At 70.1% G+C, this 26,481-nt stretch carries 24 protein-coding genes and 1 tRNA gene; 7 read left to right on the top strand and 18 right to left on the bottom strand.

The genetic code is table 11. From position 1 onward, the window contains the following. Together B207_RS34020 and B207_RS0115025 are read right to left on the bottom strand one after the other, a co-directional pair. On the bottom strand, nucleotides 1–512 hold a 512-nt coding region (locus B207_RS34020; protein WP_035740776.1), incomplete at its 3' end, for a hypothetical protein. Then, nucleotides 509–1,240, bottom strand: a complete 732-nt coding sequence (locus B207_RS0115025) for a hypothetical protein (protein WP_230205028.1) — start codon at nucleotides 1,238–1,240, stop codon at nucleotides 509–511. The genes B207_RS0115025 and B207_RS34020, both read right to left, overlap by 4 nt. Nucleotides 1,241–1,537: 297 nt before the next feature. Here B207_RS0115025 and B207_RS0115030 point away from each other — a divergent pair, with 297 nt between their 5' ends. The 4 genes from B207_RS0115030 to B207_RS0115045 all read left to right on the top strand — a co-directional run bounded on the left by B207_RS0115030 (nucleotide 1,538) and on the right by B207_RS0115045 (nucleotide 5,091). Continuing rightward, nucleotides 1,538–2,143 (top strand): hypothetical protein, encoded by a 606-nt coding sequence (locus B207_RS0115030; RefSeq protein WP_018637371.1) that lies wholly within the window; start codon nucleotides 1,538–1,540, stop codon nucleotides 2,141–2,143. Further along, complete coding sequence (locus tag B207_RS0115035) at nucleotides 2,130–2,984, top strand: TRM11 family SAM-dependent methyltransferase (protein WP_035740789.1); 855 nt, start codon at nucleotides 2,130–2,132, stop codon at nucleotides 2,982–2,984. Before B207_RS0115030 ends, B207_RS0115035 begins: the two co-directional genes overlap by 14 nt. 286 nt (nucleotides 2,985–3,270) lie before the next feature. Beyond that, entirely contained in the window at nucleotides 3,271–3,492 is a 222-nt protein-coding gene (locus B207_RS39785) for a DNA-binding protein (protein WP_154675371.1), read from the top strand. Between the two features lie 117 nt (nucleotides 3,493–3,609). After that, nucleotides 3,610–5,091, top strand: coding sequence for a site-specific integrase (locus B207_RS0115045; RefSeq protein ID WP_026311077.1), 1,482 nt, complete (start codon nucleotides 3,610–3,612; stop codon nucleotides 5,089–5,091). A gap of 167 nt (nucleotides 5,092–5,258) precedes the next feature. Here the strand turns inward: B207_RS0115045 and B207_RS0115050 are convergent, their stop codons facing one another. The 4 genes from B207_RS0115050 to B207_RS42320 all read right to left on the bottom strand — a co-directional run bounded on the left by B207_RS0115050 (nucleotide 5,259) and on the right by B207_RS42320 (nucleotide 8,272). Beyond that, nucleotides 5,259–5,615, bottom strand: coding sequence for a VOC family protein (locus B207_RS0115050; RefSeq protein ID WP_018637375.1), 357 nt, complete (start codon nucleotides 5,613–5,615; stop codon nucleotides 5,259–5,261). 71 nt (nucleotides 5,616–5,686) lie between these two features. Then, nucleotides 5,687–6,556: a hypothetical protein gene (locus tag B207_RS0115055; protein ID WP_018637376.1), complete on the bottom strand. Its 870-nt coding sequence runs from the start codon at nucleotides 6,554–6,556 to the stop codon at nucleotides 5,687–5,689. Further along, nucleotides 6,553–8,058 (bottom strand): MBL fold metallo-hydrolase, encoded by a 1,506-nt coding sequence (locus B207_RS0115060; RefSeq protein WP_018637377.1) that lies wholly within the window; start codon nucleotides 8,056–8,058, stop codon nucleotides 6,553–6,555. Before B207_RS0115060 ends, B207_RS0115055 begins: the two co-directional genes overlap by 4 nt. An 85-nt stretch (nucleotides 8,059–8,143) precedes the next feature. Further along, nucleotides 8,144–8,272, bottom strand: coding sequence for a hypothetical protein (locus B207_RS42320; protein ID WP_018637378.1), 129 nt, complete (start codon nucleotides 8,270–8,272; stop codon nucleotides 8,144–8,146). Nucleotides 8,273–8,803: 531 nt separating this feature from the next. On the opposite strand from B207_RS42320, the gene B207_RS0115070 reads away from it, so the two are divergent. Next, nucleotides 8,804–9,823: a hypothetical protein gene (locus tag B207_RS0115070; protein ID WP_018637379.1), complete on the top strand. Its 1,020-nt coding sequence runs from the start codon at nucleotides 8,804–8,806 to the stop codon at nucleotides 9,821–9,823. Between the two features lie 316 nt (nucleotides 9,824–10,139). Here B207_RS0115070 and B207_RS0115075 read toward each other — a convergent pair whose 3' ends face one another. Continuing rightward, entirely contained in the window at nucleotides 10,140–10,760 is a 621-nt protein-coding gene (locus B207_RS0115075) for a hypothetical protein (protein ID WP_018637380.1), read from the bottom strand. Between the two features lie 272 nt (nucleotides 10,761–11,032). Here B207_RS0115075 and B207_RS0115080 point away from each other — a divergent pair, with 272 nt between their 5' ends. Continuing rightward, nucleotides 11,033–12,445, top strand: a complete 1,413-nt coding sequence (locus B207_RS0115080) for an XRE family transcriptional regulator (RefSeq protein WP_154675372.1) — start codon at nucleotides 11,033–11,035, stop codon at nucleotides 12,443–12,445. Nucleotides 12,446–12,653: 208 nt separating this feature from the next. Here the strand turns inward: B207_RS0115080 and B207_RS0115085 are convergent, their stop codons facing one another. Then, nucleotides 12,654–13,115 carry an NUDIX domain-containing protein gene (locus B207_RS0115085; RefSeq protein WP_154675379.1) on the bottom strand — a complete coding sequence of 154 codons (462 nt, stop codon included), beginning with the start codon at nucleotides 13,113–13,115 and terminating at the stop codon, nucleotides 12,654–12,656. A gap of 814 nt (nucleotides 13,116–13,929) precedes the next feature. Then, nucleotides 13,930–14,005, bottom strand: a tRNA-Thr gene (locus B207_RS0115090). 504 nt (nucleotides 14,006–14,509) lie between these two features. On the opposite strand from B207_RS0115090, the gene B207_RS0115095 reads away from it, so the two are divergent. Beyond that, nucleotides 14,510–15,616 carry an adenylate/guanylate cyclase domain-containing protein gene (locus tag B207_RS0115095; RefSeq protein ID WP_018637383.1) on the top strand — a complete coding sequence of 369 codons (1,107 nt, stop codon included), beginning with the start codon at nucleotides 14,510–14,512 and terminating at the stop codon, nucleotides 15,614–15,616. Between the two features lie 16 nt (nucleotides 15,617–15,632). Here B207_RS0115095 and B207_RS0115100 read toward each other — a convergent pair whose 3' ends face one another. From B207_RS0115100 to B207_RS0115140, 9 genes are all read right to left on the bottom strand, one after another. Beyond that, entirely contained in the window at nucleotides 15,633–16,058 is a 426-nt protein-coding gene (locus B207_RS0115100; RefSeq protein WP_026311080.1) for a DUF3307 domain-containing protein, read from the bottom strand. A gap of 392 nt (nucleotides 16,059–16,450) precedes the next feature. Beyond that, the gene (locus B207_RS0115105) at nucleotides 16,451–16,942 is read right to left on the bottom strand and encodes a hypothetical protein (protein WP_035740780.1); all 492 of its coding nucleotides are present in this window, start codon (nucleotides 16,940–16,942) and stop codon (nucleotides 16,451–16,453) included. Between the two features lie 594 nt (nucleotides 16,943–17,536). Then, a complete protein-coding gene (locus B207_RS0115110; protein ID WP_018637386.1) occupies nucleotides 17,537–17,890 on the bottom strand; it encodes a hypothetical protein in 354 nt (117 codons plus the stop codon). Between the two features lie 89 nt (nucleotides 17,891–17,979). After that, on the bottom strand, nucleotides 17,980–18,588 hold the full coding sequence (locus B207_RS0115115) for a GTP-binding protein (RefSeq protein ID WP_035740782.1): 609 nt from the start codon (nucleotides 18,586–18,588) through the stop codon (nucleotides 17,980–17,982). Further along, a complete protein-coding gene (locus tag B207_RS0115120) occupies nucleotides 18,569–18,961 on the bottom strand; it encodes a DUF742 domain-containing protein (RefSeq protein ID WP_018637388.1) in 393 nt (130 codons plus the stop codon). Before B207_RS0115120 ends, B207_RS0115115 begins: the two co-directional genes overlap by 20 nt. 43 nt (nucleotides 18,962–19,004) lie before the next feature. Next, the gene (locus tag B207_RS0115125) at nucleotides 19,005–19,415 is read right to left on the bottom strand and encodes a roadblock/LC7 domain-containing protein (RefSeq protein WP_018637389.1); all 411 of its coding nucleotides are present in this window, start codon (nucleotides 19,413–19,415) and stop codon (nucleotides 19,005–19,007) included. A 3-nt stretch (nucleotides 19,416–19,418) separates the two neighbouring features. After that, on the bottom strand, nucleotides 19,419–22,361 hold the full coding sequence (locus B207_RS0115130; RefSeq protein ID WP_018637390.1) for a sensor histidine kinase: 2,943 nt from the start codon (nucleotides 22,359–22,361) through the stop codon (nucleotides 19,419–19,421). 227 nt (nucleotides 22,362–22,588) lie between these two features. After that, entirely contained in the window at nucleotides 22,589–24,037 is a 1,449-nt protein-coding gene (locus B207_RS42325; protein ID WP_018637391.1) for a LuxR C-terminal-related transcriptional regulator, read from the bottom strand. Between the two features lie 689 nt (nucleotides 24,038–24,726). Continuing rightward, nucleotides 24,727–25,965 (bottom strand): sensor histidine kinase, encoded by a 1,239-nt coding sequence (locus tag B207_RS0115140; protein ID WP_018637392.1) that lies wholly within the window; start codon nucleotides 25,963–25,965, stop codon nucleotides 24,727–24,729. Nucleotides 25,966–26,481: the final 516 nt, after the last annotated feature.

Raw genomic sequence — 26,481 nt, forward strand, 5'->3', positions numbered from 1 at the left:
AAAAAGAACGTCGCGATCGTGGCGAGGATGCCCATCAGCCAGTTCCTCGCGTTGTCCAACACCGCCTTCAGATCCGGAGCGGTCGAGACCGGCGCCGGGGCCGGCGGCGCCTCCTGTCCCGTCACGACCGCCGCGGCCCCGGCCGCATCGGACAGCACGACCAGCAGGGCCAGCACGGCCGCCGCGCCGACCGCGAGCCGCAGCAGGTCCGCACGCCGCGGTGACGGGCGCGCCGCCACGCCACCGGCCTGCACCAGCAGGATCACCAGCGCGCTGGCCAACGCCGCACCCACCAGCCGCAGCACGCCCTCGACCGACCCCGGCACCAGCGCCACCACCCCGCTCGGCGCACCGCCGGGCTGCGCGAGCAGCCACCCGGCTGCGGCCAGCCCCGCAGCCACCCCCACCCACACCGCGCAGGAGACCCGCCCGAGCACACGCCGCAGCGGGGCCACCGCGGCCCGCGCGGCCGTGTCTGCCCGGCGCCGCAGGGCCTGGCCTCGGCCCGTCATCGGCCACCCGTGCCAGGGCCCAGGTCGCTGACCGCGATCGCCGCGGCCAGGCACCGCTCCGCGCGGCGGCGGCGCACCGCGAGCTCCTCACCCGGCCACTGCCGCGACGACAACTCCGCCAGCGCCACCCCCCGCAGCCGGGTCGCCACCAGCAGCCGCGCGTCCTCCGGGCTGATCACCTCCCGCTCGGTCGCCTGCGCCAGCAACCACCGCGCGTCCAGCCACGGCCACGGCGGCACCGCGCCCAACACCGGCAGATCCGTCCCAGGCCTGCCGTAGGAGTCCACCTCCGCCAGCCCCGCCCGGTACCCCCCGAACACCACCCGGGCCGCAATTCCCCGCGCCCCGGCCGGCAGCCCGGCGAACACCTCAACGAAACCGGTCAACACCTCGGCGTCGAGATCCGCGATATCCCCGCGGTACGCCGGGGCCAGCGTGGCGGCGATATGCCGCAGCGCCGGCATCGCCATCCCCACCGCCGCGACCTTCCACGCGTCCACCTCCCGCGAACGCAGGAGAAACGCCCACACCGCCTGCCGGGTCACCACAGCTGTCTGCGGCCGGTCCACCTCCACCCGCAACTCCCGCAGACCGAACCACCGGTCCGCCAGCCCCGGGAAATCGGCACCGTTCACCCCCAGGCCGCCCGGGGACTCCGTCAGGGTCAGGAACGACCTCTCGACCAGGTCCAACGAGGATTCCGCGGTGTTCTCAGACTCGTACAACACGATGGTTGGACTCCCGTCCGTAAGGGCCTGTGTTTCGCCGGCCCCAAGGACGCCACACCCCATCTGACGGTGATCTGACACTCGTCCACGCCCGGGTAGACGGCGTGAAGAGGTGTCCGGACGCGACCTGACGGTGATCTGACACATCACCATGAATCATGCAGATGATCAGGTGTCAGATCTGTGTCAGATCACCGTCAGACGCCCTGGTCTTCACTCGGACCCGAACAGCCCACGGCCACCAGCCGCCCTTTTCGCAAGCGGTGAACTGGCGGCATCCTGTTGCGGAGGAACCGAGTGCCTCAGCCCCGTCCCACCCGAACCGATCAGCCGCGGATCATCCCACTCACCGTCTGGCCCACCACCACCCCGGAAATCCCCGGGGCTCTCCCCGCCGATGCCGCGGCCCGCGCCATCGCCACCTTCAGCCACACCAGCGATCTTGTTATCGGGATCGACGACAGCGGAATCCTCATCGGTGCCGCTGACTACCTCCAGCGCCGATACCACGCGCTCCACCGCACCCAGCGGAGCGCCGCCACCCCGATTCTTCCGCACTGCCGGGAACGCAACGCCGGCCTCATCATCGACCATCCGCCGGTCACCACCCCGGATACGCTTCTCTCCGACCTGAGCGGGCTCGTGGGAATACTCCGACCAGGGGGGTATCTCCTCACCGTGCACACCCCGATCGGTGGGGAACACGACCCGCTCGCGGACACCATCACCGCCGCCCGTGCCGCTGGGCTGCGTTACCTCCAGCACATCATCATCCTCACCAGCCCCATCCAGGGCGACGAGATCCACCCGCCCGCCGAGAACCCCATCAGAATCGGGCTGGTGGAACCCGTCCACACCGACCTGGCCGTCTTCGCCCGGCCCGGCGGTGGTGCGCGTGGCTGACCGGCACACACCTGTTCCGCTCACCGTCTGGGCGGTGTCGCAGACCCACCCCCGATTCCAGCGGCTGCACCGCTACACCCCCGAATCCATGGCGCACCCCGCCCGCATGCTGCCCGCTCTCGCCCGCCACATCATCACCACGTTCACCGAGTCCGGGGATCTCGTCGTTGACCCCATGTGCGGTATCGGCACCACCCTGGTGGAGGCGGCCCATCTGGGCCGGCACGGCCTCGGGATCGAATACGAACCCCGCTGGGCCGCGATAGGCCGTACCAACGCCACCCTCGCCCGCACCCACGGCGCCAGCGGAACCATCCAGCTCATCACCGGTGACTCCCGTCGCCTGCCCCACCTCGCCCCCGAGGCTGCCCGCGGAAAAGCCGCGCTGGTTCTCACCTCACCGCCGTACGGGAAAGCGACCCACGGCGCGGTCGACGCCGACCAGGTACACGGGGTCCGTAAACGCGACTACACCTACAGCAATCGGCGAGGAAACCTCGCCGCCGCCGACCTGGACGAACTCCTCACTGGATTCACCGACATTCTCACCGGCGCCGCGGCCCTTCTCCGCCCCGGTGGACTGGTCGCGATCGCGGTCCGCCCCTACCGCCAGGACGGTGAGCTCATCGACCTCCCCGGCGCCATCCTGCACAGCGCCAGCGGGGTCGGCCTAGTCCGCGCGGGGCGCGCCGCGGCCCTCCTCGCCGGCCTCCGCGAGGACCGCCTCGTGCCCCGCACGACCTTCTTCGCGCTCCACAACGCTCGCACCGCCCACGCCACCGGCACCCCCCTCCACGTCACCGCCCACGAGGACATTCTTCTGCTCAGATCCGCCCAGTAAGACACGATAGGGCGCTGACCTGCGCACACGTGATCTGACGGTGATCTGACACAAGTTGCACACGCAACATCGGTCAGATCACCGTCAGATCGCTGTCGGGTCCCGCGCCGCCCCGGGCCGCCCGCTCGTCGCCCGATCGGTGCGAGCGAGCCCACTCGGGGCGCCTGGGACGGCGCAGCACCCCCCGCTCGATCACCGGGCGTCCTCGGGATCCTTCCGCGCCCGCCGCGGAGCCTCCCGAGGCCCGCGGCCAGAGGAGAACCCACGCATCCTCGCGAGGAGCCGAGTGAAAACGTGGACCGCACAGGACATAGAACAAATCGGCGCGACGGTCGGCATCGTCGTCGCCGGTGAAATCCTGGGAATAGGCCGGACGAAAGCCTACGAACTCGCCGCCCGCGACGAATTCCCCGTCCCCGTCCTTCGTGTCAAGGGCAGATATCAGGTCCCGACCGCACCCCTGAAACATCTTCTCGGAATCCGTAAAGAAAATGGTGGATCGGCTTGACAGGAACCGAAACGGCGAGCCTGAATCGGATGCGGCGCCGGACGGCGTATCCGATTATCCGGACGGCCGGCACCCTACCCTTCATATTCTTCTGCTGGAGTGCCCGTGACGAGCCCCATGGCTAACCCGAACGGAACTATTTACAAACGGTGTAGCTGCCGAGACCCCCAGACCGGTCGGCAGCTGGTGAACAGGTGTCCGAAGCTGCGGAGGAAGAACGGGGCCTGGCATTCTAGCCACGGCACCTGGGCCTACCGCATTGACCTTCCGACCGCCGGCGGTCGGCGCCAGGAGGCCCGCCGGTCCGGCTTGGCCACGCGCGACCAGGCTAACGCCGAGATCAGGCGCATCCAGGATCTCCTGGCCATTCCTGGCACCGACACTCACGGTATCGACCAGATCCGTACGCTCATCCTCGACGCGCTCAAGGCCGGGGATCCGTTGCCGGACCCCGCGGTCGTGAAGGAGCGGTACCGGCGCCGCGCGGACCTCAACCCACAGATCACTGTCGCGGACTGGTTGAACACCTGGCTGACGGGACGGCGCACCATCCGGCGGTCCACCCGCGAAGGCTACGAGATAACGATCCGCATGCACCTGGTGCCCTTCGTCGGAGATATCCGTCTCGATCAGCTGACCATCGGCCATCTCGATGACATGTTCGACCGGATCGACATCCGTAACGAAACGATCCGCCGGATCCGCGCCGGGAAAGACCCCGAACTCCGCGCAAGGTTCAAAGGCCAGAAAGTCACCAGCGACGCCTACAAACAGCGGATCCGCGCCACACTCCGCGCCGCGCTCAACCACGCCATCCGCATCGGGCTGATCACATTCAACCCGGCGGCTTGGGTGGAACTACCCTCCGGGAAACGCCCCAAAGCACTGCTGTGGACGAAGGAACGCGTCGCCCGCTGGCACGCCACCGGCGAGATCCCCTCACCCGTGATGGTGTGGACCCCGGCCCAGACCGGGGCTTTCCTCGACCACGCGGAAACCCGGAACGACCGCTACTACGAGCTGTATCACCTCATCGCCCACCGTGGTCTTCGCCGCGGAGAGGCCTGCGGTGTCCACTGGACCGACCTCAACCTCGACGTCGACGAGGGCAGTCTCACCGTCCGCTGGCAAATCACCCAGCACGGCGCGGACACCGTGATGGGCGCCCCGAAATCCGACGCCGGGGACCGGCAGATCTCCCTCGACGCCGACACCGTCACCGTTCTCCGCCACCGCCGTTCCCGCCAGAACGCCCACCGGCTCTCCCACGGCAGGAACTGGACCGACAGCGGCCTGGTCTTCACCGAACCGAACGGTGCGCCGCTCATCCCCGACGACGTCACCTCACACTTCAAGGAACTCGTCACCGCCGCCGGTCTGCCTCCGATCCGGCTGCACGACCTCCGCCACGGCGCCGCCACCCTCGCCCTCGCGGCCGGCGCCGATATCAAAACCGTCCAGGAACTCCTCGGACACGCCAGCATCGCGATCACCGCCGACACCTACGCCCATATCCTTCCCGAACTCGCCCGCGAAGTAGCCGAGAACGTCGCCCGCCTCATCCCCCGACAGAAAACCGCACCCACCATCAAGGCATAGCCGCACAGTGCTGATGGCCGGGCAACGTCACGTTGTCCGGCCATCAGCGCGTCGGAGGACACCCGGCAGCCCGCGTCGCCGAGGCGTGAGGGCTACTCGACCACCTGGCCAGGCTGCGCCGGCCGGACCGCGGTCCACGCCCTGCGGCTGGCCATCCGCGTTGCCGGTTAGGGTCCTTCGAGGCCGATGACGGTTCCGAACGGGTCGATGATCTGGCAGATCCTTCGCCCTTCGGACACGGTGAGCGGGCCCCGATGGTGGACGCAGCCCGCAGCGAGGAGACGCCCGCGGGCGGCGTCGAGGTCTGCGACGGCCCAGTAGACGACGGGGGAGCCGCCGCGGGGGTTGCGGTCGTCGTCGGCCTGGTGGAAGCCGATCTCGACGCCTGCGGTGGTGAGCCAGGCGTAGACCGATTCCCCGTCGATGTCGAGATGGACCTCTGCGCCGAGTTGGTCGGCCCACCAGCGCGCGGATTTCTCGGGGTCGTCGGCGAACGTCATGACGGTGGTGACGGGACCGAACATGGGGTGGGGCCTCTCCGCGGGCGGGCGATGATCTGGAGAGGCTACCCAGCCGTCTCGGGCCTGTGATCGGTTCAGAGGTCGAGTCCGTGCAGCGAGGTCAGTCCGGTGGCCGCCGCGAAGCCGCCGAGTGCTGCGAGCAGGTTTCGGTCGGTCCAGGTCACTCCGACGCGGGCCAAGTGGTGGAGGTAACGGGCGCGTACCCACGGTCCCGGCCGAGGGTGGTGTGCGCGGGTGGCCAGGTAGGCGAGTGTCACGACGTCCGGGAGGCCGGTGACGTCTGGACGTAGGGTCTCGACGTCGACGAGCGCGAGCCGTCCGCTGGACTGGCGGCGGACATGGTCGGCTGCCAGGTCGAGGTTGCCCACCGGGACATGCGCGGGTCCGTGCGCGGTGGCGACGAGGTGCAGCATCCGCCGCCACGAGGGCGCGTCCTCGACCCAGGGCGGATCCTGGGTCAGCAGGGTGTCCACCCGCCACTGCACCATCGCCTCGCGCACGGCCGGTTCCCATCGTGCGGATGCGGTGTGCACGCGTGCCACCAGGTTGATCAGGTCGTCGAAGACGTCGAGGTCGGTGAGGTCGGCTGTGTCGGGCAGGTAGTCGACGAGCAGGGTGCGGGCCTCGTCGCAGCTTCCTCGCAGGCACGGGAGGAGCCGCTCGGCAGCCAGCAGGTCGTAGGCGAGGCGTTCCCCGAGGTAGGCGGCTTCGTCCGCATGCCATTTGACGATCACGTGGGGAGGATCGCCCACGGTGAACGTCGCGGACCGGTCCCGGGTGGTGAGGCAGCATACCGGCCCGGTCGTGTCGGGATGGTGGGTGGCGAGGAGTTGGCGGGCTTGTGCGGTGACGGTGTCGCGGTCCGTGGTGAGGGGACGGGCGAGCCACCGCTGCGGGCGGGGGTGGGCTGCGCCGGCGAGGGGTCCGGCGGCGACGGCGGTCACGGCGCGCTCGGGGCCGGCGCCAGGCCGGTGAGCCGGGCGAGGCTTTCGGTGTAGCAGCGGGCGGCGAGGTCGGGGCGCTGGTGTTCGCCGTAGACGGCGAACAGGGCGTAGACCGGGGAGTCGAGCCGTTCGCCGACGTACCAGCCCTGGTAGGAGCCGCCGACGATGTCCCAGACCTGCAGGCGGCCGGCGAGCAGGGCGACGAGATCCTGGTAGAAGATCTCGATCCCGAACGGGTAGGTGGCCATGGCCTCGTCCCGCAGGGTTGTCGGGACGGGCGCGAACGCCGGGCCGGTGATGTCCCAGGCGTAGGAGGCGATCTGGTCGAGACGGCCGGGTGGGGCGAGCAGTCGCAGCAGCAGGCGGCGGCCGTCGAGGGGGCCGTACAGGTAGTCGTGCAGCGAGGTGGCGAGCGCGCCGGTGCGGGTAGCGATCAGATGCCGGGCCAGCCGCGGGAGTTCGGCGGCGACGAGCCGCTGTACGGCGGCGCTGTCCTCGGGGGGGATCGCAGGGCCGACCGGGGTCGGTTCGACCGGCCGCGGGTCGGCGAGGAAGGCGTCGAGCCTGTCGAGACCCGCCTGCTCGGCGGCGGCGTCGATGCTGACCCAGGCGGCCGAGCCGGTGGTGAGGGGCCCGTCGGGTGGGACGGTGAGCTGGTCGCCGGGCCGCGGGCCGTGGACCCGGAACAGATGCTGGAGCAGGTTCGCGGCCTGGGCGAGGGCCCGGTGGTCGGCGTAGAGGAACGGTCCGTGGGGGCTGCGGGGGGCGGTGAACCCGTTCCCGCACAGCGCCACCTCGCGGACCCCGTCCAGCGGTTCCAGATAGTCGATCAGCAGCGTGTGCAGCGCCTGGATACCGGTGGTGCGATGACGCGGCCCGTCGAGACCGGGCAGCAGGTTGACGTCCGCGCCGAGCGCGCCGTACGGCACGGACTGGGTGTTGTTCGACACGACCGCCAGCCATGGCACCGGCATTCGCCCGGCGCGGATCTGTTCCACATACAGGTCGGAGATGTCGGCATCGACACCGATGAACACATCCCGCGCCGATCCGGCGCGGCGGACGACGGGCTGCACGACCCGGCTTTCCCAGAACAGGGTGCGCGCTCCCGCCGGGTACAACCACACCTCAAGATCACCGATGGTGATGGGCTGGTGGTGGCTGTGGCGGTGGACGGTGAACCCGAGTGTGGTCAGCGCCTCGACGACGGCGGCGGGCAGCGTCTGCCCGGTGTGGATCGGGGTCGTGCGGTCCAGCAGAGCCAGTGACGCGAAGTGCAGATGGTCAAGGTGCTCGTGGGTGAGGAGGACCGCGTCCGGGGCGGGCATCGCCCCGTGATCGACGCGCCGCGGCGGCCAGACGGGAAACTCGACGGCGCCCGCGCCGAACGCGGGGGTGAGGATCGGATCGACCAGCACGACCGTGTCACCGGCGCGCAGGTGCCAGCTCTGGTGGCCGAGGAACGTCAGCTCGACGGATCCGGCAGAAGCAGCGGATGACATGCGGGGCTCCCTTCGACAACAGCGGCGACCGAGGCCGGGGCGCGGGTCTCACCGGACGGTGTCCCCGCACCCCGGCCACGGGGCTCTACCGGTGGTAGGCGACCAGGGCGGTCGAGGTGACACCGGTCCCGGCGAACGCGGCGACCCGGCGCTGGAACGCCGCGACCGCCTCCGCCGTCGGCGCGGCCGGCGGGGTACTGGTGCTGGTGGTCATGTGCACTCTCCTGTGGGTGAACCCGAAGCGGCCTGTACCGCCCCGGTGCACCTATCAGGGAAGCGCTTCCTGCCATGCAGGAACAGCTCCTGGGGTTTCTCTTGGTTTCTCTCGTATTGCGCTGTTTCTCGCGGTCCGTCATCCTTGAAACGCCCGTCTCCAACGACAGGAGAAGAGCGGATGCCTCGACCCCGCGCCACACCTATCCAGAACATGCGGTTAGCGTGTCTGATTGAGGAAACGGGACGCACCTACACCGCTATCGCCGCTATGATCCGCCGCGTCAGCGGCGAAAACGGCACCGAGACGCGGTGCACCGCCGCGTCACTGGCACGTTGGCTCAACGGCGCCGCCCCCCAGCCGGCGATCGTTCCTGCTGCGGTAGAAGCATTCGCTCGCCTTCTTGACCGGCCCGTACTCACCCCGGCTGACCTAGGCTGGTCGTCGGGCTCCACAACCCGCGATGCGCAATCCGAGGACCCCTGGCGCGGTGACCCCGTCGCCTGGGTCATCCGCCTGGGACGGACTGACATGCTCAACAGACGTGCGGCGGTCACGGCCGGCCTCTACTCCCTGGCCGCCGCCGCTACCCCACTTCCACCTGCGGCCCGACCAGCCACCCGGCCTGGCACGTCGATCCGCGTCGGTCCGGCCGACGTGACCCGGGTCCACGCGATGGCCGCGTACTTCGGTGAGATCGACGATCTGTTCGGTGGCGGCCACGCCCGCTCGGCGGTCGCCGCCTACCTCGTCAACGACGTCGCCCCCCTACTCCAGGGCGCGTCCGGCCCGATCCGCGCGGACCTGTTCACCGCCGCCGCCGAGGTCACCTACCTCGCCGGGTGGATGGCCGCCGACGACCTTCAACCCGGTCTCGCGCAGCGCTACTACATCCAGGTCGTCCGGCTCGCCGCCGAAGCCGACGCCCCCCTGATGCGGGCCACCGCGCTACGTTCCCTGGCCTCACAAGCAGTGGAACTGGGACACCCCGCCCAGGGCCTCGCGCTGGCGGACGCCGCCGCCGACGCCCTCCACAACACCGCACCCGCCCGTACCCGGGCGTGGGTGAACGGCATGCGCGCCGAGGCCCTCGCCGCCACCGGCCACAACCCACGCCGGGTGATCAGGCTGCTGGCCAGCACCGAAACAGACCTCGAACGCGCCGACAGCCCACCAGCGTCCGACCTGACCGGTAACTACCGCCGCGAAGGCTTCGAACACCAAGTCGGACTGACGCTGCTGAACATGGGCGACCTGCCCGGCGCGGAGGAACACCTCTCCGCGTCCACCGCCGCGCGCAGACCCGACGAACGCCGGACCCGCGCGCTCATCGGAACCCGCCTCGCCACCGTACAGATCCGCCAGCACCGACCCGAAGCAGCCGCGGCCACGCTTCTCGGACTGGCCGACGACCTCACAGCGGTGAAATCCGCGCGCCTACGCCGGACACTCGGTCAGATCCGCAGCTCCTGGCAGACGAGCCGCGGCGACCCGACAGTGGCTCAGGCGGATCGGTTGCTGCTCTCGGCGCGAGCCACGGGCGGGACGTAGGCGTCAGATCCGTCCGTAGAGGCGAGCCGCGCAGACGAACGTGAATGATGTTGGAGACCGCCTACTCGACTTCCCCAACTCGGTTACTCGGCGGGGCGGTACGCCTCGGTCTGCGAGCGATGGCCGGTGGAGATGCCCGCCGGAGCGGCCCCAGGCCCGATCCCCGACCAGCCGGAGGGACTCGCCGCATAAAGAGCGGCGATCGTCCGGCACACGGACCTGGGGCGGATGGACCGCGCCCTCGCTGACGCTCCACACACCACGGCGGTACTCATCCCGGCCGGGGTCGTCCTGCGAACGCCCCGGCCGCAGCCGGTTAGCCCGCGTTGTAGCGGAACGTGAAGTGGTGCCGACGGCCGCCTTCCTGCACGCCGATCGACTCGTAGTGCTCGAACAGCACAGCGAGCCGGCGGTGGGTCTCGTCCTGGCCGATCCAGTACCGGCGGGGTATGACGCCCCAGTTCGCCGCCGCGTAGACCTGGTCGGTGTAGTCGTCCTCGTCGTAGGTGGCCCGCTTGTTTCCCGTGCTGTGGATGAACACGAGGCCCAGTTCGGTCTGGATCCGGGACAGGGTCGTGAACTGTGCGGTGAGCGCGCGGACCATCTCCTCGACCGGGGCGGACACGTCGAGGTCGGCGAGGCGCTCGTCCGCGGTCAGTTCGTAGACGGCTGCCTTCATGGCCAGGACCTTCACCGCTTCGGTGACCAGGTGTGGCGCGTCGTCGTCGAGGTCCCATTCGGCGATGAGAGGAAGGCCGGTGAAGGTCGCCCAGCTGTCCGGGTACGTCAAGGTGCTGGTGCGCAGCCGGTCGAACTCGCGGTGGTTGCGGATCTCGTCGAAGATCTTCCCGGCGCGGCGCGCGACCTCGAACGAGTTCGGGAGAGCCTCCCGCCCGTCCGCGTCGGACAGCACGGCGGCGATGGTGCTGGTGGTCATGAGAGCCTCCTGGCTCACTCGTGAGGATGGGACCGGTACCCCGACGGGCTGGACGCCGACGCTGTCAGGGCAGGTGCCAGACCGGCCCCGCCCGCGGATTGGCCCAGGTCCGGGACAGTGGCCGACGTGTGTCCCGCCGTGCACGATCCATGACACACTGCGCACCAGATGCGAGACAGATTGCGTGCCGCACACGCGATATGTGCTGCCAGCACCCGCCGTGCGTGCGTGCGGCACACATCCCAGTACCGCGGTTCGGGAGGGGGCGTCCCGTGCAGAATGGCCACCGCCAGCCACGACCAGCTCGTGCGCGCTACATCGAGCACGCCGAGGCTTTGATGCGGCAGAAGCACCTCAGCTACACCAGGCTGGCCGAGGAGATGACCACGGTCGCCGGCTGGCGCCGGATCGACCGGGCCACCGCGACCGCCGCGGTTCGGGGCCACCAATCAGGAAAACCGCATCTCCTACCCACACGGGAGACCGTGGAGCACCTCGATCAAGCCCTGGGCGCCGCCGGGGAACTCGTCGCCCTGTGGTGGGACGCCTCCATGGAGGACCACGCCATTCAGATCGGGGACAGATCACCGGGCACATCCGCGGGTATAGGTGGACGTGCCGGCGCCGGTCCGGCGACAGTGGAGCGAGGCGAGGAGGTGAGTCCCACGAATCGACGCGACGCCCTACGCGGCGGGCTGGTGCTCGGTTCAACGGCGGCGGCAGCCGCACTCTCTGAACGCATCGCGGCAGCCGACCCACGCCCCGCCAAACTGGACCAGTACGAAGCCGACATCCACCACATCGCCAGGGTGTACCGCACCACCCCACATCATGATCTCGCGGAGCGCCTCGAACCGGCCTGGGCGCACACCGAAGGCTTCCTCGACACCCGTGTGTCAGCCAGGACCCGTCACCGGCTCACGTGGATCGCGGGCTGGCAGGCGTTCTACCTCGGAACGCTCGGCTTCGACACCGGCGATGACGACGCGGCACGCGAGTTCCTCTCCCTCGCAGGCCAGCACGCCACCGACATCGGCGATCGGCTCCTCGCCGGTTCGGCCGCCGCCATGCGCTCCACGGTCGCCTACTTCACCGGCGCCTACGACACAGCCGCGGACATCGCCCACCAGGCCAGGCAGAACGCCCACAGCTACACCCGGCCGGTCCTCGCCGGCTGCGAGGCACGCGCGGCGGCCCTCGCGGGCCGACCCGAGGACGCCCACACCGCACTCGCGGACATGCAGGACCACGTCTGGACCGGAGGAGTCATGCCCGGACCGAACCCAGGCGACGAAGCGTTCACCCACGCGTTCCTCGCGGTCACCTACTCCCACCTCGGAAAGGGAAAACGAGCCGAGCAGCACGCACAGACCGGCCTCGACCTCGAACTCGCCCACGGCCCCGGCCCCGGCCCCGGCCCCGGCCACTATGTCCAGGTCTCCGGGAAGTACACGGCGCTCGCGTTGACCCTCCTCCACCGAGAAGATCCCGACCCCGAACAGGCCGCCACGGCCACACGGCAGGCACTCACCGTCCTCGGCAACACACCCACCCGCAGCACGATCCAACGCGCCGGAGAGGTATGGCGCGACATGAACGGACGCTGGCACGAGCTCCCAGCCGTCCGAGACCTCGGCGAGATGATCACCCAACAGCGGCGCGCTCTCCCAGCCGCGACGGCCTGATCCCGAACGTCTGATCGCCCATGTCGCGCACATGGCCGTCCCACCGTTGAACGATCGGCCCTGGCCGACGCGGGCCGCGGCGCCTCCAGCAAGGCGATCGCGGCGCCGTCGCCAGCATGAGCCGCAGCCGCGCAGGGCCCGCACCCACCCGCGGTCAGACTCCCCGAGCTTGAGACGGACAGAACCAGCCGAGGGCTGACCGTCCGCGCTAGGACAGCACCGTTGACGGCAGACCAGCGAGCAACGCCGCGCGGTTCTCGACAATGAAATCTTTGATCGTCACGGGTCTGAGATCACACCCCGCGAGTTGATCCAGCGGAATCCGCTCCACCTCATAGCCGCCCCGAGCGACATCAATGTGCTCATCACCGCACCGCACCGCCGCGTCGAGCCCGACCAGGCGAGCCACGAAGAAGTACTGCACGGACTGACCGCCATCCACTGGTGTCGCCACCAGCGCCACCTGCCGACCCACGGCAGCCGTCGCGCCGAGTTCCTCCAGCAACTCACGTTCCAGCGCCGCCTCCCTGCTCACATCCTCCGGCTCGATCCCCCCACCCGGCGTCGTCCAGTACGGCGCCACCCCGGGCCTGGTCCGCTTGATCATCACCAGACGGGCCTCGTCATCGATCAGCACCGCCCGAACCGACCGGCGTACAACCGGCGACACCGCCATCAGCACCGGCTCGGCAGCCATCGCCTCACCGGGCAACACCGAACAGATCCCGCCGCTGCGCACCCCGACCCTCCGAGACCCGTCACAAGACCTCATCGTGCCCACCCCACCCCTTCCCACCAGGGGCAACCCAGACCACAGGTATCCGCGCGACGAGGACGCTCCCATCAACCGGGATCGAGCGACCCACCGTTCCGCCCCAGTCTCTCCGAGGCGACGGTGCGGGTTCACACCGCCGACGATCCCGACGGGTCCAGACGGTGGCACGACGAAAGACCGAACTGATGCCGAGCCGGGATGCCAGGCAAACACGCCAGGACAGCGTGCTGGCGACCTGCCGGAGGGCGCCGTCAGCAACCCGCCCGACATGGGCCACGCCGGCGAGCAAGGGAAGACAGCGACAGAGAACCCGCATCCACTATCACGACATGGACACCAGGAAGCATCGCACCGATGCCGCCATGTCCGCGTTTCGAGCCCGCCATCGGCCCTGGCGGCGCCAGGAACGTCCGATCCCACCCCGCGGTGGCCATGGGGGTGGAACGGCGGACCGGCCACCGTCAACCGGCGCGCGCCGTTCTTGCCACAGTCCAGCAACCCGGGACCGCCGATAGTAACGGAACGTAACCGCTTTAAGGGTGGCGTCGCGACCGCAGATCCCGGCCCAGCCACCCAAAGAGGACGCCCCACCGATGATCGTTCTGAGCACAAACCCGCCAAATGCGCACACAATGCGCACACAAACCCGGTTTGATCTTGTCAAAATGATCTTTAACTCTGCAAAACCGCAGGTCAAGGGCCATTCTCCTGGAGCCGGCGAGGGGACTCGAACCCCTAGCCGCTCGATTACAAGTCGAGTGCGCTACCAATTGCGCCACGCCGGCCAGTGCCACCAGCGTACCGGACGGTGTCGGTCGCCCGGGCCGACCGCCAGCCCTCACCGCACCCCCGGCCACCGCCCGCCGGGTCGACTCGAGTGTGGCCGGTTCGAGCCTGCCGGACCGGCCTGAGGAGGGCGGGGGCGCCCGCGGCCGCGAAGGCCGTCTCGCTGGCGGTTCCGGGGATCGCGAGGCACAGGGGCAACGGGCACGGAAGCCGACACGGCCCCGGTCGGCTTCCCAGCGGGTGGTGCCGGGCCGCAGGCCACTGGTCGTTCCTGCTTCCACCCCGGCTCCGAAACGCCGCCGCGGGCGGCCGTACGACACCCGGCGAAGGGTGTCGGGTACTGGACATTGAATATTCTGGACCAGGTCGGATGATCTGATCGTACATCTCTTTAGTTCCGGAGGTCTTCCCTCAAATCAGGCTGGCTGGTCCGGATTCGCGGTTATGATTCTGCCGGGCCCGCCGCGTAAGCGGGTCGAAGGACGGGGACGACGATGGTGGGAATGGAAACGACAACGGTGTTGGTCGTGGATCTCGTGGGTTCGACACGGGCCATCGCCTCCGTTCCACAGGTTCGCATGGACGAAATGATGACCGAGGCCATGCTGCCGGTTCGCCGGGTCATCGAGGAGCTCGACGGTGAGATCATCAAGTTTACGGGTGATGGCTATCTGACCGCGTTCCGGTCGGCGACGGGCGCGCTGCACGCGGCCGCACAGATCGTCAACCTGTTCATCTCCGGGCGGCGGTTGCCGATCGGCGAGTGGGTGGAGGGGTGCCGGGTCGCGATCCACACCTGCGACACGATCAGATTCGAGAACGATCTGCTCGGCGAGGGTGTTGTCGTCCCGGCCCGGATGGAGAAGCAGGTGCCTACGAACGAGGTGTACGTGACGTCGACGACGGTGGAAGCCGCGAAGTCGGCGGAGTTCACCTTCGACCTGATCGGCGATCTCTCGTTCGGCGGGATTCCGCGGCCGGTGCGCGTCCATCGGCTGCTCGCGGAACGCTACCGGGGAATCGAGCGCGAAACTTTCCTGACGGTGACCGATCTGATCGGCCTGAACGCGCTGGCCGCCCGGGTCTCGCTGACCGCGCTGAACGAACGGCTGCACAGCTGGGTCGGCATGCACCACGAGGCGCTGGGCGCAACGCGGGGTCGGCTTCGCTCCGTCGCCGGCGACAACATTCTGTCGACGCACGACAGCGCGGACGACGCAGTGGACTTTCTGGTCATGTTGGATCGTCTGGCCCGCGACCAGGTTGGCACGCCAGTCCCCGAGCAGGCCGCTGCCACGGACCCGGCAGCGGCAGGTGTGACGGTCGTTCCGGGGCCGGGCGAGAGGCTCCAGGCGCCGTTCGCCTTCAGCGCCGTCATCATCTACGGGGACCTGTTCGTCCCGGATTTCGGACTGGCCGGACCGGCCGTCAGCACTGCCTGCCGAACACTGCAGGCCCTCACACCGGGGACGAAGATCGCGGCAGCGGAGGTGCTGCGCCAGCTCACCGCGCCACGCGAGGATTTCGGCGGCGCACCACCCCCGCTGCCGGACGGTTACCACCTGTTCGGGCCCCCCGACGGCGGCGAGGCCGCCTTCTCCGGAGCCTGACCGAAGCGGCCGCAGGTCAGCTCAGGGCAGCCGCCAGCAGCGCGCCGACGAACAGGCAGCCGATGTGCAGGGACTGGTCCGCCAGGTAGATCCCGTTGAGGCCGCCGCTGTCGATCTCGGCGAAGCGGGGGGAACGCCCCCGTTGCAGGATGCGGCGGACCGGCCATCGACGATCGATGAAGGCGTGGGTGACGAACGACCAGGCCAATGCTGCCGCAACACCGGCAGGTCTCAGCGGGACATCGATCAGCACGAGCCCCAGCAGCGCCGCGCCGATACACAGGTGGTAGTTGAGCAGATGACTGGTCATCGCCCGGGCCGCCGCCCAGCCCGGACCGTGCTTGCGGGTGGCCTGCCAGTCGGTCTGCGCGACGTGATCACCAAGATGATGCCCGACAAATAGCGCGATGAACACAGCAGAGAATAGTGCGGGCTGATTCACGGACATTTCCCCCTCCTGCCGAAATCACAGTAGGACAAGAACGCGGGAGATATCCGCGGGTTCGGTGGAGAGAGGGCTCGGAACGCGCCATCTGACTGGCATCGCCGCCTCCAGTCGTCGCGCAGCCGGGCGGAACGACGAAAATCAGCGGTGTTCGTCCCGATACGTGACGACCAGCCAAGACAGAATACGCATATCTGTTTTATATGGACAGAAGCGGCAACCGGGGCCCTGCTGAGCCTGGTTCCGGCGACCAGGCGCGGCGTGCGGGCTGCCCCGCAGCGCCTCGGCTCGGAACCGTGGCCCGGTCAGGGCTACCGGCCGAAACGGAAGGCCCGACCGGTCGAACCGACCGGTCGGGCCTGACGGTGCTGCGAGGCGGTGCGGCGGTGCTACAGGGTGCGGGTGCGGGTGCCGGTGGAGCTGACCGGGCCGGAGAACAGGACGTTGCCGTTCAGGTCGTAGGCGGTGGCCGTGCCCGTGGAGGTGTACGTGTTCCACGCCGTGAAGGTCGCCGAGTGGCGGATGTCGATGGTGCCGATCACCGAGCCGTTCGGGCCGGGCAGGCTCCGGACGAACTTGTAGGTGAAGGTGCGCGGCCCGGTCGACTTCCAGCTGCCGGTGAAGGAGCCGGTCGGGGTGGCGACCTGGAGGGTGCCGTTCAGCAGGAACTTCGTCTCAACGGCCTCGGTCTGGCCGGTGGAGGTCGTCGCCGTGCCCGACCAGCAGCCGACCGGCAGGTAGTAGACCGACAGGGCCGAGGTGTCCGCGGTGGCGGGAGCCGCGGTGGCGGCCGGGGCACCGGCCAGGACGAGTGCCCCGGCCAGTGCGGTCAGGATCAGTGTCACGCGCGTGGCGGCGGCCCGGACGCGAGATCTCAACATTCATGTGCTCCTTTGTTGCCGTCATCATCGAGGCGCCTGAACACCCGGACCGACATGCGGATGCCTGGGGGATCACGTCGGTATGCGCACTCAGGCGGCGTCGCGCACACATGCCCGCCCCGCGACAGATCTGGGACTCCACGCCCCCCGTCCGTGGTGTTGGGGGTTCGTGTCGGCATTCACGGCACGAACCCCCGACCTCACGGCTGGCGGACCCCGTTCTGTCAGCATGCGGGCGACGGCGACGACGAGCGTGCAGAAAAAAGGGGGGAAGCGGGACGTGTCAACGTCCACACCGAGTGCTTCTGACCAGTCCCCCGCCGCTGGGACGACGACCTTCCAGTCGTCATCGACCCAGCCCACCCCGACCCGCATCGCCGCCGTGACGACTCCACCGCCGCCCCCGGACCGGGTGAGAACATACCGTACAACCGCGTTCCCGGATGAATAACGCTCCATCTGCCATCCGCTGGTCTCAGTCAGATCAGGAACGAAGTAGGTATGCTCCCGGATTTCTTCGGCCTCCCGGCGGATCATCGGGGTGGCCGGCGACGGGCCTGACCGTTGCCGCCTCGGCCGTCAGCAGCAGCATCGTCATGCGACGTCTCCGGGGGTGATCCGGGGGCGCGAGCTGGCCGGCGGCAGGTCGGCCAGCTCAGGGTGGTGGTCAGTGCCGGCGGCCATCCGGGCGGCCGCGAGCAGCGCGCGGGCGACCTGGGCCCATTCGCTGCAGTCGCCGCCTATTGCGCCGCGGATCGTTTCCAGGCTGTGCAGTTCATGGGAGAGGCCCCCGGCGACGTAGGCGGGCATGCGGACCATGACCGCCGGCCGCCGGCTGTTCGGCGGGTCCTCGACCTCGATCGGGTCCTCCCAGTCGACATAGATCTCCATCTCCACTCCGGGCACCCGGCCGTGCGGCCGGGGCAGGTCGAGGTCGTGGCTGGGCATGGCGGCCTCCTGCTGTCCCCCCGGACTGATCACGTCTGTCCTGGCGTTACGGGCCGGAACCGGGCCGGACCCGCATCGAAACGGTCCGATCACGGACCGTTTTGCCATGGACCATCCGCAGGCTCACCGGAAAGTGCCAGCTCCAGCGCATGGCGCACCAGGTGGACGAGCGTTGTCTGGGCACTGTCCGCACGCCGGGCGTCGCAGTACATCAGTGGTCGGTGCGGTGCGAGGTCAGCCGCATCGCGGACCATCGGGAGGGGGTACTCGCGATTGTTCGCGTCGAACCGGTTCACCGCCACCAGGAACGGCACCTGACGGTTCTCGAAGAAATCGATGGCGGGGAACGAGTCGGCCATGCGGCGGGTGTCGACCAGCACCACCGCGCCGATCGCGCCGCGGACCAGCTCGTCCCACATGAACCAGAACCGGTCCTGACCCGGCGTGCCGAACAGATAGAGAATGATGTTGTTGCTGAGCGTGAGGCGGCCGAAGTCCATGGCAACGGTCGTGGTGGTCTTGCGGTTCACGGCGGAGGTGTCGTCCACGCCGACGCTCGCGCTCGTCATGGCAGCCTCGGTGGTGAGTGGCTCGATCTCGCTCACCGCCCCCACGAAGGTCGTCTTGCCTACGCCGAAGCCGCCGGCGACGAGCACTTTCACCGCGGTGGGCGCGCGCCTAGAGAGTGGTGAGACCATGCAGAACCCTCCGTAGGAGTTCCGGGCTGGGCCGATCGGGATGTTCGGGGCGGTGGACGGAGACCATTCCGTCCCGCGCCATGTCGTCGATGAGGACCCGCACGACCATCAGCGGCAGTTTCAGCCGGGCGGAGATCTCGGCGATCGAATGGATGCGCATGCAGAGGATCGCGATGTCGTGTTCCTCGGGGGCGAGCCGGCCACGGCGCCGGATCGCGGCCATGCCACCGTCCGTCGTCGCCACCAGGGCGACGAGTTCGAGCGGCACGGCCGGAGTGGTGCGTCCCCGGGTCACCGCGTAGGGGCGGACCAGCGGTTCGGCGTCATCCCAGCTCTCGCCCGGTGCCGGTGACCCGGACCAGTCCTGCGCCACCGTGTTCCTCCTCCCTGGTCGGGCCGGTCCCCGCGGTCCGTCGTCAGGACGGCAGGGCCGCCCGCATCTGGTTGCGCAGTTCGGGGGTCAGGAAACGGCCGGCTCGGCTGACCAGGTGGGCCATCTCGTAGGCGATCTGGCCGACGTCGGCGTCGGCGGTGCTGGAGACGGCGAGGCAGGCGCTGTGCCCGACGGCCGTGATGAACAGGTAGCCGTTCTCCATGTCGACCATGGTCTTGTTGACCTGGCCCCAGCCGTGCTGCCGCGCCGCGCCGCGGGCGAGCGCGTCGAAGCCGGAGGCGACGGCGGCGAGCTGGTCGGCCGCGGCCCGGTCGATGCCGCTGGAGGTGGCCAGCAGCAGTCCGTCGGCGGACAGGACGACCGCGCAGAGGATGTCCGGCACGGTTTCGCGGAGCCTGTCGAGCAGAAAGGACAGGTCGGGCTGTCGGGGCATCGCTTATCTCCCGTCGAGGTCGTCGGCGTCACGCATGCCGCGTTCGAAAGCACTGGTGAAGCCCTGCGCGAGTGCGCGGGCGGCCTCGGGGTCGGGCGTGCGGGCCATCCGCCGGGCAGCCGGCTCGCCGGGTGCCCCACCGGGGTCCTCGCGCAGGCTTTCGGCGAGGTGTGAGCCGCGGCGACGCCGTGGGAGATCTTCCAGTCGCGGGTGACCGCCGGCGCCGGTCGACGCGGTCGACGCGGCCCCGTCGGTGCCTCGTAGTGGTCCGAACAGGGGGTCGAACATGCCGTTGTCAGCCAGCTCCGTGGCGCCGTGGGCGGCCGGCCCGGGCACCCGGCCGTCGGTACGGCGCGGCGGGGCGGCGTCGAGATCCCGGTTGAGGCGGATGTGCCGCGAGTCGTCCGCGAACCGGTCACCGACGCCGCCGGCATCCCCGTACCCGCCTGTCCGGGCCGTCTCGCCGTACCCACCGGCAACCCGCGCTCCGTCCCCACCCCGCTGGGCCGCGGGGCCGGCCTGTGCCTCCGCGGCGGCGCCGTCGAACCGCCCCGCATAGCCGTCCCGCCCGCCATAGCCGTCCCACCCCGGGTAGCCGTCTCCACCCGCGTGACCCTCCCCGCCTCCGTGGCCTTCCCCACCCGCATAGCCGTTCCCGCCCTGCCTCGCGTAGCCGTCGTGACCGGGCTGCCTCGCGTGGCCGTCGTGGCCGGGCTGACCGTCCCGGCCGGCGGAACCGTCGGGCTGTCCGCCGTAACCGTCGGGACGTCCGTTGATGTCGTCGGGACGTCCGTTGAGGCCGTCGGGACGTCCGTTGGGGCCGTCGGGACGTCCGCCGTAGGGGTCCTCCGCACGCGGGCCCAGGTGGTGCGGTGCCGTCCCGGCCGCGCCGGTCAGCGCGAGCTCCTCGGTGGGGGCGTGCATCCCGCGCATCCCGGCCCGGCCGCCGGCGCCGGCGCCGGCGCCGCTCCCCTCGCCGCCCGAGCCGAGCTCGGCCATCCGGTGGCCGGAGGCGGCCGGGCCGCCGGGCGTCGCGGCCCGGCCGGCGGGGAGCAGGGCGTTCTGGCGCGGAACCTCGGTGTGGATCAGTGCCGCGGGAATGATCGTGACCACGTGGACGCCGCCGTACACGCTCGGCTTGAAGCGCACCGCGATCCGGTGCCGGGCCGCGAGCCGGGCGACCACGAACAGGCCGATCTGGCTGCCGTGGGTGGAGGCCTCGAAGGGCGGCGGGTTGGCCATGCGCTCGTTCGTCGCGGCGTAGGTCTCGTCGTCAAGGCCGACCCCGCGATCCTCGATCTCCACCGTCCAGCCCTGGCCGACCCGGCTGGCCTGGACGGTCACCGGGGTGTCCGGCGGCGAGAACGCGCAGGCGTTCTCGATCAGCTCGGCGAGCATGTGGGTCAGGTCGCCGACGGCGGTGGCGACGATCTCGACATCCGACGTCGGCAGGTGCACGTGGACCCGGGTGTAGTCCTCGACCTCGCTGACCGCCGCGCGCAGCACCTGGACCAGGCGCACCGGCCCGCGGAACGTGCGCCCGGGCTGGCCGCCGGACAGCACGATCAGGCTTTCCGCCAGCCGCCGCATACGGGTCGCCTGGTGGTCGACACCGAACAGTCTGGTCAGGATCTCCCCGTCCTGCTGGTCGCGTTCCAGCTCGTCGATCAGCCGCAGCTGGCGCTGGATGAGCCCCTGGGTGCGCCGCGCGAGCGTCTGCAGGATCGCGCCGACACTGCGGCCCTCAGCGACCTCGTAGGCGGCGGTGATGGCCGACGAGTAGGTGACGTTGAAGGCACGCGCCACGTCACCGATCTCGTCGCCGGCCGCGGTGGCGAACGCCGGTGGTTCGGCGGCGAGATCCACGGGGTGTCCCTGCCGCAGCCTCGAGGTGATGGCCGGCAGCCTGCTCTGGGCCACGTCGAGCGCACCGGCCCGCAGCATCCGCAGCGCGCCGACCAGCCGGGAGGCGACACCGACGGACACCGCGATGGACAGCGCGAGGACGCCGGCGGCGAGCAGACCGGAGAGGATGGCCTGGCGCAGCGCCGCCTCGGCGAGGGTGCCGCTGCGGTTCTCCAGATCCTCCACGACCCGTCGCTGCACCGCGCGGGTCTGCTCGGACTTCGCTCCGCTCGCGGACGCCCAGGCGGTGAAGTCGATGCGCTCGCCGCGCAGCACCCGGTCACGCAGGTCGGTGACCGGAGCCTGGGTCGGGCCGACCAGCCGGTCGTACAGTGCGGCCTGGTCAGCCGTCGCGGACAGGCGGAACTGGGTCAGCCACGCGGTCTCGGACCCGGTCGCGGCCTGGACCCGGGTGACGCTGTCCGGCACCGCGGTGCCGAGCACCGCCGCCGAGGCGACGTACCCGTACTGCTGGCTGATCGCCTCGCCGACCCGGGAGATCGCGGACAGCGCGGTCGCGACCCGGACGAGCTCGGTGTCCTCGCTGCCGATGCCGACCATGGCGGCGCCGACGTCCAGCCAGCCGGAGATCATCTGGTTGTAGGTGACGGTGCCCGGGCCCGGCCGCAGGGTCTGCGCGTCGACACCGGCCCGGACCGTCGCCAGCCCGCCCATCTGGCCGCGCGCGGCGGTGACCGCGTCCCGGACCTGGTTACGGGGGCCGGCCGGAAGCTCGCCGGCGGCCTCCGTGACGGTCGCGAACGCTCCGTCGACCGGGCCCCGCGCGTTCATCGAGCGGACCGCGAAGTCCCGTTCCCGGTACCCGGAGCCGACCAGGCTGGAGACGGCGTACCGCTCGGTCTGCAGGGCATACACAAGATCGTTGACGTGGATGAGGAAGCGGGCCGCGGTGCGGGTCTGCTCACTCGCCTGCTGGGCCGCGAGCTGGCCGGACACGACCCAGCTCCCGAAACCGACCAGGGCCAGCAGCGGCAGGAGCAGGACCAGCGTGATCTTGTAGCGAATGGGCCAGTTCCGCACTCCGCCACCTCTCGTCGGGGACGTGGCCGTCCTCTGGACGTCAAGTCGGCCGACGGGACCGGACTGTGGCAGGGAGGGGACTCACCACGCCCAGCCGCACGCGCGCTGGGTGTCGTGGCGACTGCACGCCGATTTCAGTCGCCACACAGAGCCACGCTGAGCAGCTGCACCGATCCCGTCGGCGATTCCCGACGGTAACCGCGGCAGACGGTTGGCCGGAAGAGTAATCATGTGACGCTTAAGGGACGCCGTGTCCTGTTCATGCCATTCCGGCCGTGGATAGGCCGAACTGTTGACAGATCGGTCACCCTCGCGCGCGCTTCGCCGGTGCGCCCTGCGGCGGACGTCCCGCGCGGCCCCGGGCCCCCGCCCTCGACATCCGGCCCGGACCCCGGTCGGGCGTCCGGTGCCGCTCGGCCATCCGTCGCCGCTCGGACGTCCGGCGATAACGACGGCGACGGCGACACCGCCGGGCGCGACGGGCTCGGCGGGCTCGGCACGGCGCTCGCGCGGGTGGGCAGCCGCGCGCTGCCGGGGATCGCCAGCACCCCGCCGGTCCGGATCACCGCGGCCGGACCTGCGCCGTCCACCGCGCGGCCCGCCCCACCGGCGCCGACCCCGCCAGAGGCATCGGCCGTCCCGGCTGTCCCGGTGAGATCGGCGATCTCGGTTTCCTGGGGGGCCTGGACCAGGAAGCCGGCACGCGCGGCGGCGGCACCCAGCTGGAACCGGGTCAGCACCCCGAAGCGTTGGCACAGTTCCGCCACGTCCCGTTTCACCGTCCGGTCGGAGACGCCGAGCTCGCGGGCCGCCCGGCTGTCGTCGAACCCGATGGCCAGCAGCCGCAGCAGCGCACGCTGGCGGCGCAGCGCGGCGGGCTCGTCGACGGTCCCCGCCGGGGTTCCCCGGCGTTCGGCCGCCTGCTGCGTCCGGGTCACCATGTCCGCCACCGCCAGGACCAGCGTCGGCGCCACAACGACGAAGGCGCCCTCGTCGAGATCGTCGTCACGGACGGGGACGAGCGCCGCGGCGCCGTCCCACACGATCGCGCGCATCGGCAACGCCTGGGCCACGTGGATCTGGCCGATGGGTGGCAGCCGCCGGCCCTGGTTGCGCCGCCGGGCCGCCGAGATCGCGCTTTCGGTCCACGCGCTGGAGATCCGCACGCCGCGACCGACAGCTGGCACGAGCAGGTCTGTGACCTCGCCACCGAGCCCAGGGGGCTGCGGTCCGTTCAGCAGGAAGCGGATCGACTGGTTCGACTTCCTGGTGAACTCGGCCATCCGGGGAAAGATCTCGTCGCGGGCGAGCACCTGCACTCCGGAGCTCGTCCCGGCCCGGCGGCGGCCGGCGACGTAGTCGCCGAACAGGCCGGAGCGGTAGAGCTGGGCGCGCTCGTCGGCCATGCGGGCCCGCTCGGCCACCAGCGCCGCCTCGCGTGCCGCGTGCCGGGCCTGCAGCACACGGGCCGGGTCCTGTGGCTCCCACTGGTGCCCGACCTGGCGGACGAGGCCGGCCTCGACCAGGCGTTCCAGCTCTTCCTGGACGATCGACTCGGGTCGACGCAGCCATTCGGCAAGCAGATCGACGCCGCAGGAGGGGTGCCGCGCCACTGTGCGCCACACCTCGTCGGAGAATTCGTCCAGCCCGTCGAACCCGAGTTCGGACAGACGCATGCGCACCCCTTCCCGCGTGACCTGCCGCCACGAGCAACGAACATTCCAGATACGCCCCGGAAACACTTCGCTGGATTCACGGGAAATCGCGGTGTGCGACAGACCACACGTTGCGCTGACACACCGATTACAACTGGTTACAGCAAGCTATACCAGCCCAGCCGGTTCTTCAACGGCTTTGCACGAAATCGCAGAGAGATCCCCGCAACACCACAACGCCATCCCAAAGATGATCGATCATTTGCGTTGCCATGTTCTTGCATGGTGTGTCCGAACGCGGATATGGCCGGAATCCGGCTACCGCGATCAGCACACCAATACACGCCAACGGAGGCACATCGAAACGCCGTGCACGGCCATCCGCCCACGTCAAAAGGCCGTCGCCGACACCGAGACGCCTGGGCGGTCCGCCATGCGCCGGGCACCGAGCGGTAACTCGTCTGTTACCCGGAAGTCGCCCGGTGCCTGGGCGGGAATCACTGCTCGCCACTCGGAGAACTATTTACCGAACGGACATCACCGACCCGGAGACATCGGGTTCAGAATAGCCATCCGACGGAAATGCGGTCCTACCCGGCTCTCCTACCCACCGTGTCGCCCGTACCCACCGGTCGCCCGTACCCACCGGTCGCCCGCGCCCGGCGGCGCAGGCGCCCGGCGGCGCAGGCGCCGGGCGCGCGAAAACGTGACTACCGAGGGGACTCCCGGTCGCGCCACGGCACCGTCGCGACAACCTCGGTCGGGCCGCCGGCCGGACTCTCCAGCCGCAGTGATCCGTCCAATGCCCCCAGGCGTTCGGTGAGACCGGCGAGACCGCTCCCGATGCCGGGCCGCGCACCGCCCTTCCCGTCGTCGGTGATCCGCAGCAGGAGCCGGTCACCGGCACGGCGGACGTCGACGGTCGCCGCCGCCGCACCGCTGTGCTTGCTGATGTTGGTGAGCAGCTCGGCCGCGGTGAAGTAGACGATGCCCTCGATGGCCGCGGCCGGCCGCTCCTCGAGGTCCACCGCGACCTGCACCGGCACGGTGCACCGCGCCCCGAGCGAGGGGATCGCTCCGGGCAGACCGCGGTCGGTGAGGATCGCCGGGTGGATCCCGCGGGCCAGGTCACGCAGCTCGCGCAGCGCGAGCTTGACCTCCCCGTGTGCCTCTTCGACCATCCTCGCCGCGGCGTCCGGGTCGTCCTGGAGCTTGTCGCGGGCCATCCCGAGACCCATCGCCAGCGCGACGAGGCGCGCCTGGGCGCCGTCGTGCAGGTCCCGCTCGATGCGGCGCAGATCGGCCGCGGCGGTGTCGACTACAGTGCCGCGGTCGGCCTCGAGCTCACGGATCCGCCGTTCCATCCGGTCGGACGGTGCCAGCAACGTGCTGATCATGGCGGCGTCGGCGGCGGCCAGGGCACGTGCCACGACCGGCAGCACCGGCCAGCCGACGAGGAGCACGACGAGCACCACCACGAAGGTGAAGATCACCCAGGGGAGCCGGACGAGGAAGTACAGCGCGTGCCGCCACCCGACCGGGTCCGCCACACCGGCCCACAGACGGGCGACGATGCCGGCCGAGGACGAGCGGGGCTTCGACGCCGACGGGACGCGCACACCCAGCATCGCCCCGGCCCGCGCCCGCTCGACCGTGCCGAGAGCACGCACCCCGACCAGCCCCAGGGCCAGCAGCGGCAGCCCGACGACGGTGACGGCCAGGCCGACGCCGACCGAGAACCAGGCTGCGACGAAGACGAACCCGACCAGCCCCAGCGGGAAGTCCAGCAGCAGGAAGAGCACCCGCCGCCAGGAGCGGACATCCAACGCGAAGACGGGCTCCTCCGCGGTACCCGTCTCGCCGGAGCCGACGGGACCGCCGAGACCGATGGGACCGGTGGGACCGGCGGGACCGGCGGTGCCCGGGCTCACGTCGACGGGACCGGCCACCAGACGCTCCTCTCCGCGGTACAGCGCCGAGGGCAGGGAAGCGCGGTTTCCCGGGTTCGTCAAGCCGCTGATCCACCGGCCTTGCGGCGGCGTGGCGCCCGGCGGCGCTACGAGAACTGCCAGCCACCCAGCAAAACAGAGCATACAGATTATTTAAATTTGCTTCACGCACCTTGTCGGGACCACATTGTGAGACGGCGGGCCCGCATCGAAGAAAAGTCGGCCTTCCGTACCACCACGGTCGCACTCCGTGTAAGAATGAAGCCGAACACGCACGTCACGGGGCGCCCTCCCGCCCTGGTCCACTGAGGATTCAGCGAGATCGCCGGGATTCAGCGAGATCGCAGGCGTCGCCTCCAGCTGGCCGTCCAGCGGTTCCGGGAGGCATGCTCCATTGGGGGGAAGATCTGAATCAGCAGCAGCCGACGGGCGGCGAATCGCGCCGATGCCAGGGCGCATCGGCCACGGCCATGCCCGCAGAATCCACCTGCGCCGGCCCCATGCCGGGCAGACGGT

The sequence above is a fragment of the Parafrankia elaeagni genome (assembly GCF_000374165.1).
In the GTDB taxonomy this organism is placed as follows: Bacteria; Actinomycetota; Actinomycetes; order Frankiales; family Frankiaceae; genus Parafrankia; species Parafrankia elaeagni.

Excerpts from the sequence above, each read along its gene's own strand:
- B207_RS0115075 (WP_018637380.1), bottom strand. The coding sequence starts at position 10,760 with ATGACCACCAGCACCATCGCCGCCGTGCTGTCCGACGCGGACGGGCGG.
- B207_RS42320 (WP_018637378.1), bottom strand. The coding sequence starts at position 8,272 with ATGACCACCAGCACCAGTACCCCGCCGGCCGCGCCGACGGCGGAGGCG.
- B207_RS0115110 (WP_018637386.1), bottom strand. The coding sequence starts at position 17,890 with ATGCCCAGCCACGACCTCGACCTGCCCCGGCCGCACGGCCGGGTGCCC.
- B207_RS0115115 (WP_035740782.1), bottom strand. The coding sequence starts at position 18,588 with ATGGTCTCACCACTCTCTAGGCGCGCGCCCACCGCGGTGAAAGTGCTC.
- B207_RS0115060 (WP_018637377.1), bottom strand. The coding sequence starts at position 8,058 with ATGTCATCCGCTGCTTCTGCCGGATCCGTCGAGCTGACGTTCCTCGGC.
- B207_RS0115105 (WP_035740780.1), bottom strand. The coding sequence starts at position 16,942 with ATGTTGAGATCTCGCGTCCGGGCCGCCGCCACGCGCGTGACACTGATC.
- B207_RS0115095 (WP_018637383.1), top strand. The coding sequence starts at position 14,510 with ATGGAAACGACAACGGTGTTGGTCGTGGATCTCGTGGGTTCGACACGG.
- B207_RS0115070 (WP_018637379.1), top strand. The coding sequence starts at position 8,804 with ATGCTCAACAGACGTGCGGCGGTCACGGCCGGCCTCTACTCCCTGGCC.
- B207_RS42325 (WP_018637391.1), bottom strand. The coding sequence starts at position 24,037 with ATGCGTCTGTCCGAACTCGGGTTCGACGGGCTGGACGAATTCTCCGAC.
- B207_RS0115045 (WP_026311077.1), top strand. The coding sequence starts at position 3,610 with ATGGCTAACCCGAACGGAACTATTTACAAACGGTGTAGCTGCCGAGAC.
- B207_RS0115125 (WP_018637389.1), bottom strand. The coding sequence starts at position 19,415 with ATGCCCCGACAGCCCGACCTGTCCTTTCTGCTCGACAGGCTCCGCGAA.
- B207_RS0115050 (WP_018637375.1), bottom strand. The coding sequence starts at position 5,615 with ATGTTCGGTCCCGTCACCACCGTCATGACGTTCGCCGACGACCCCGAG.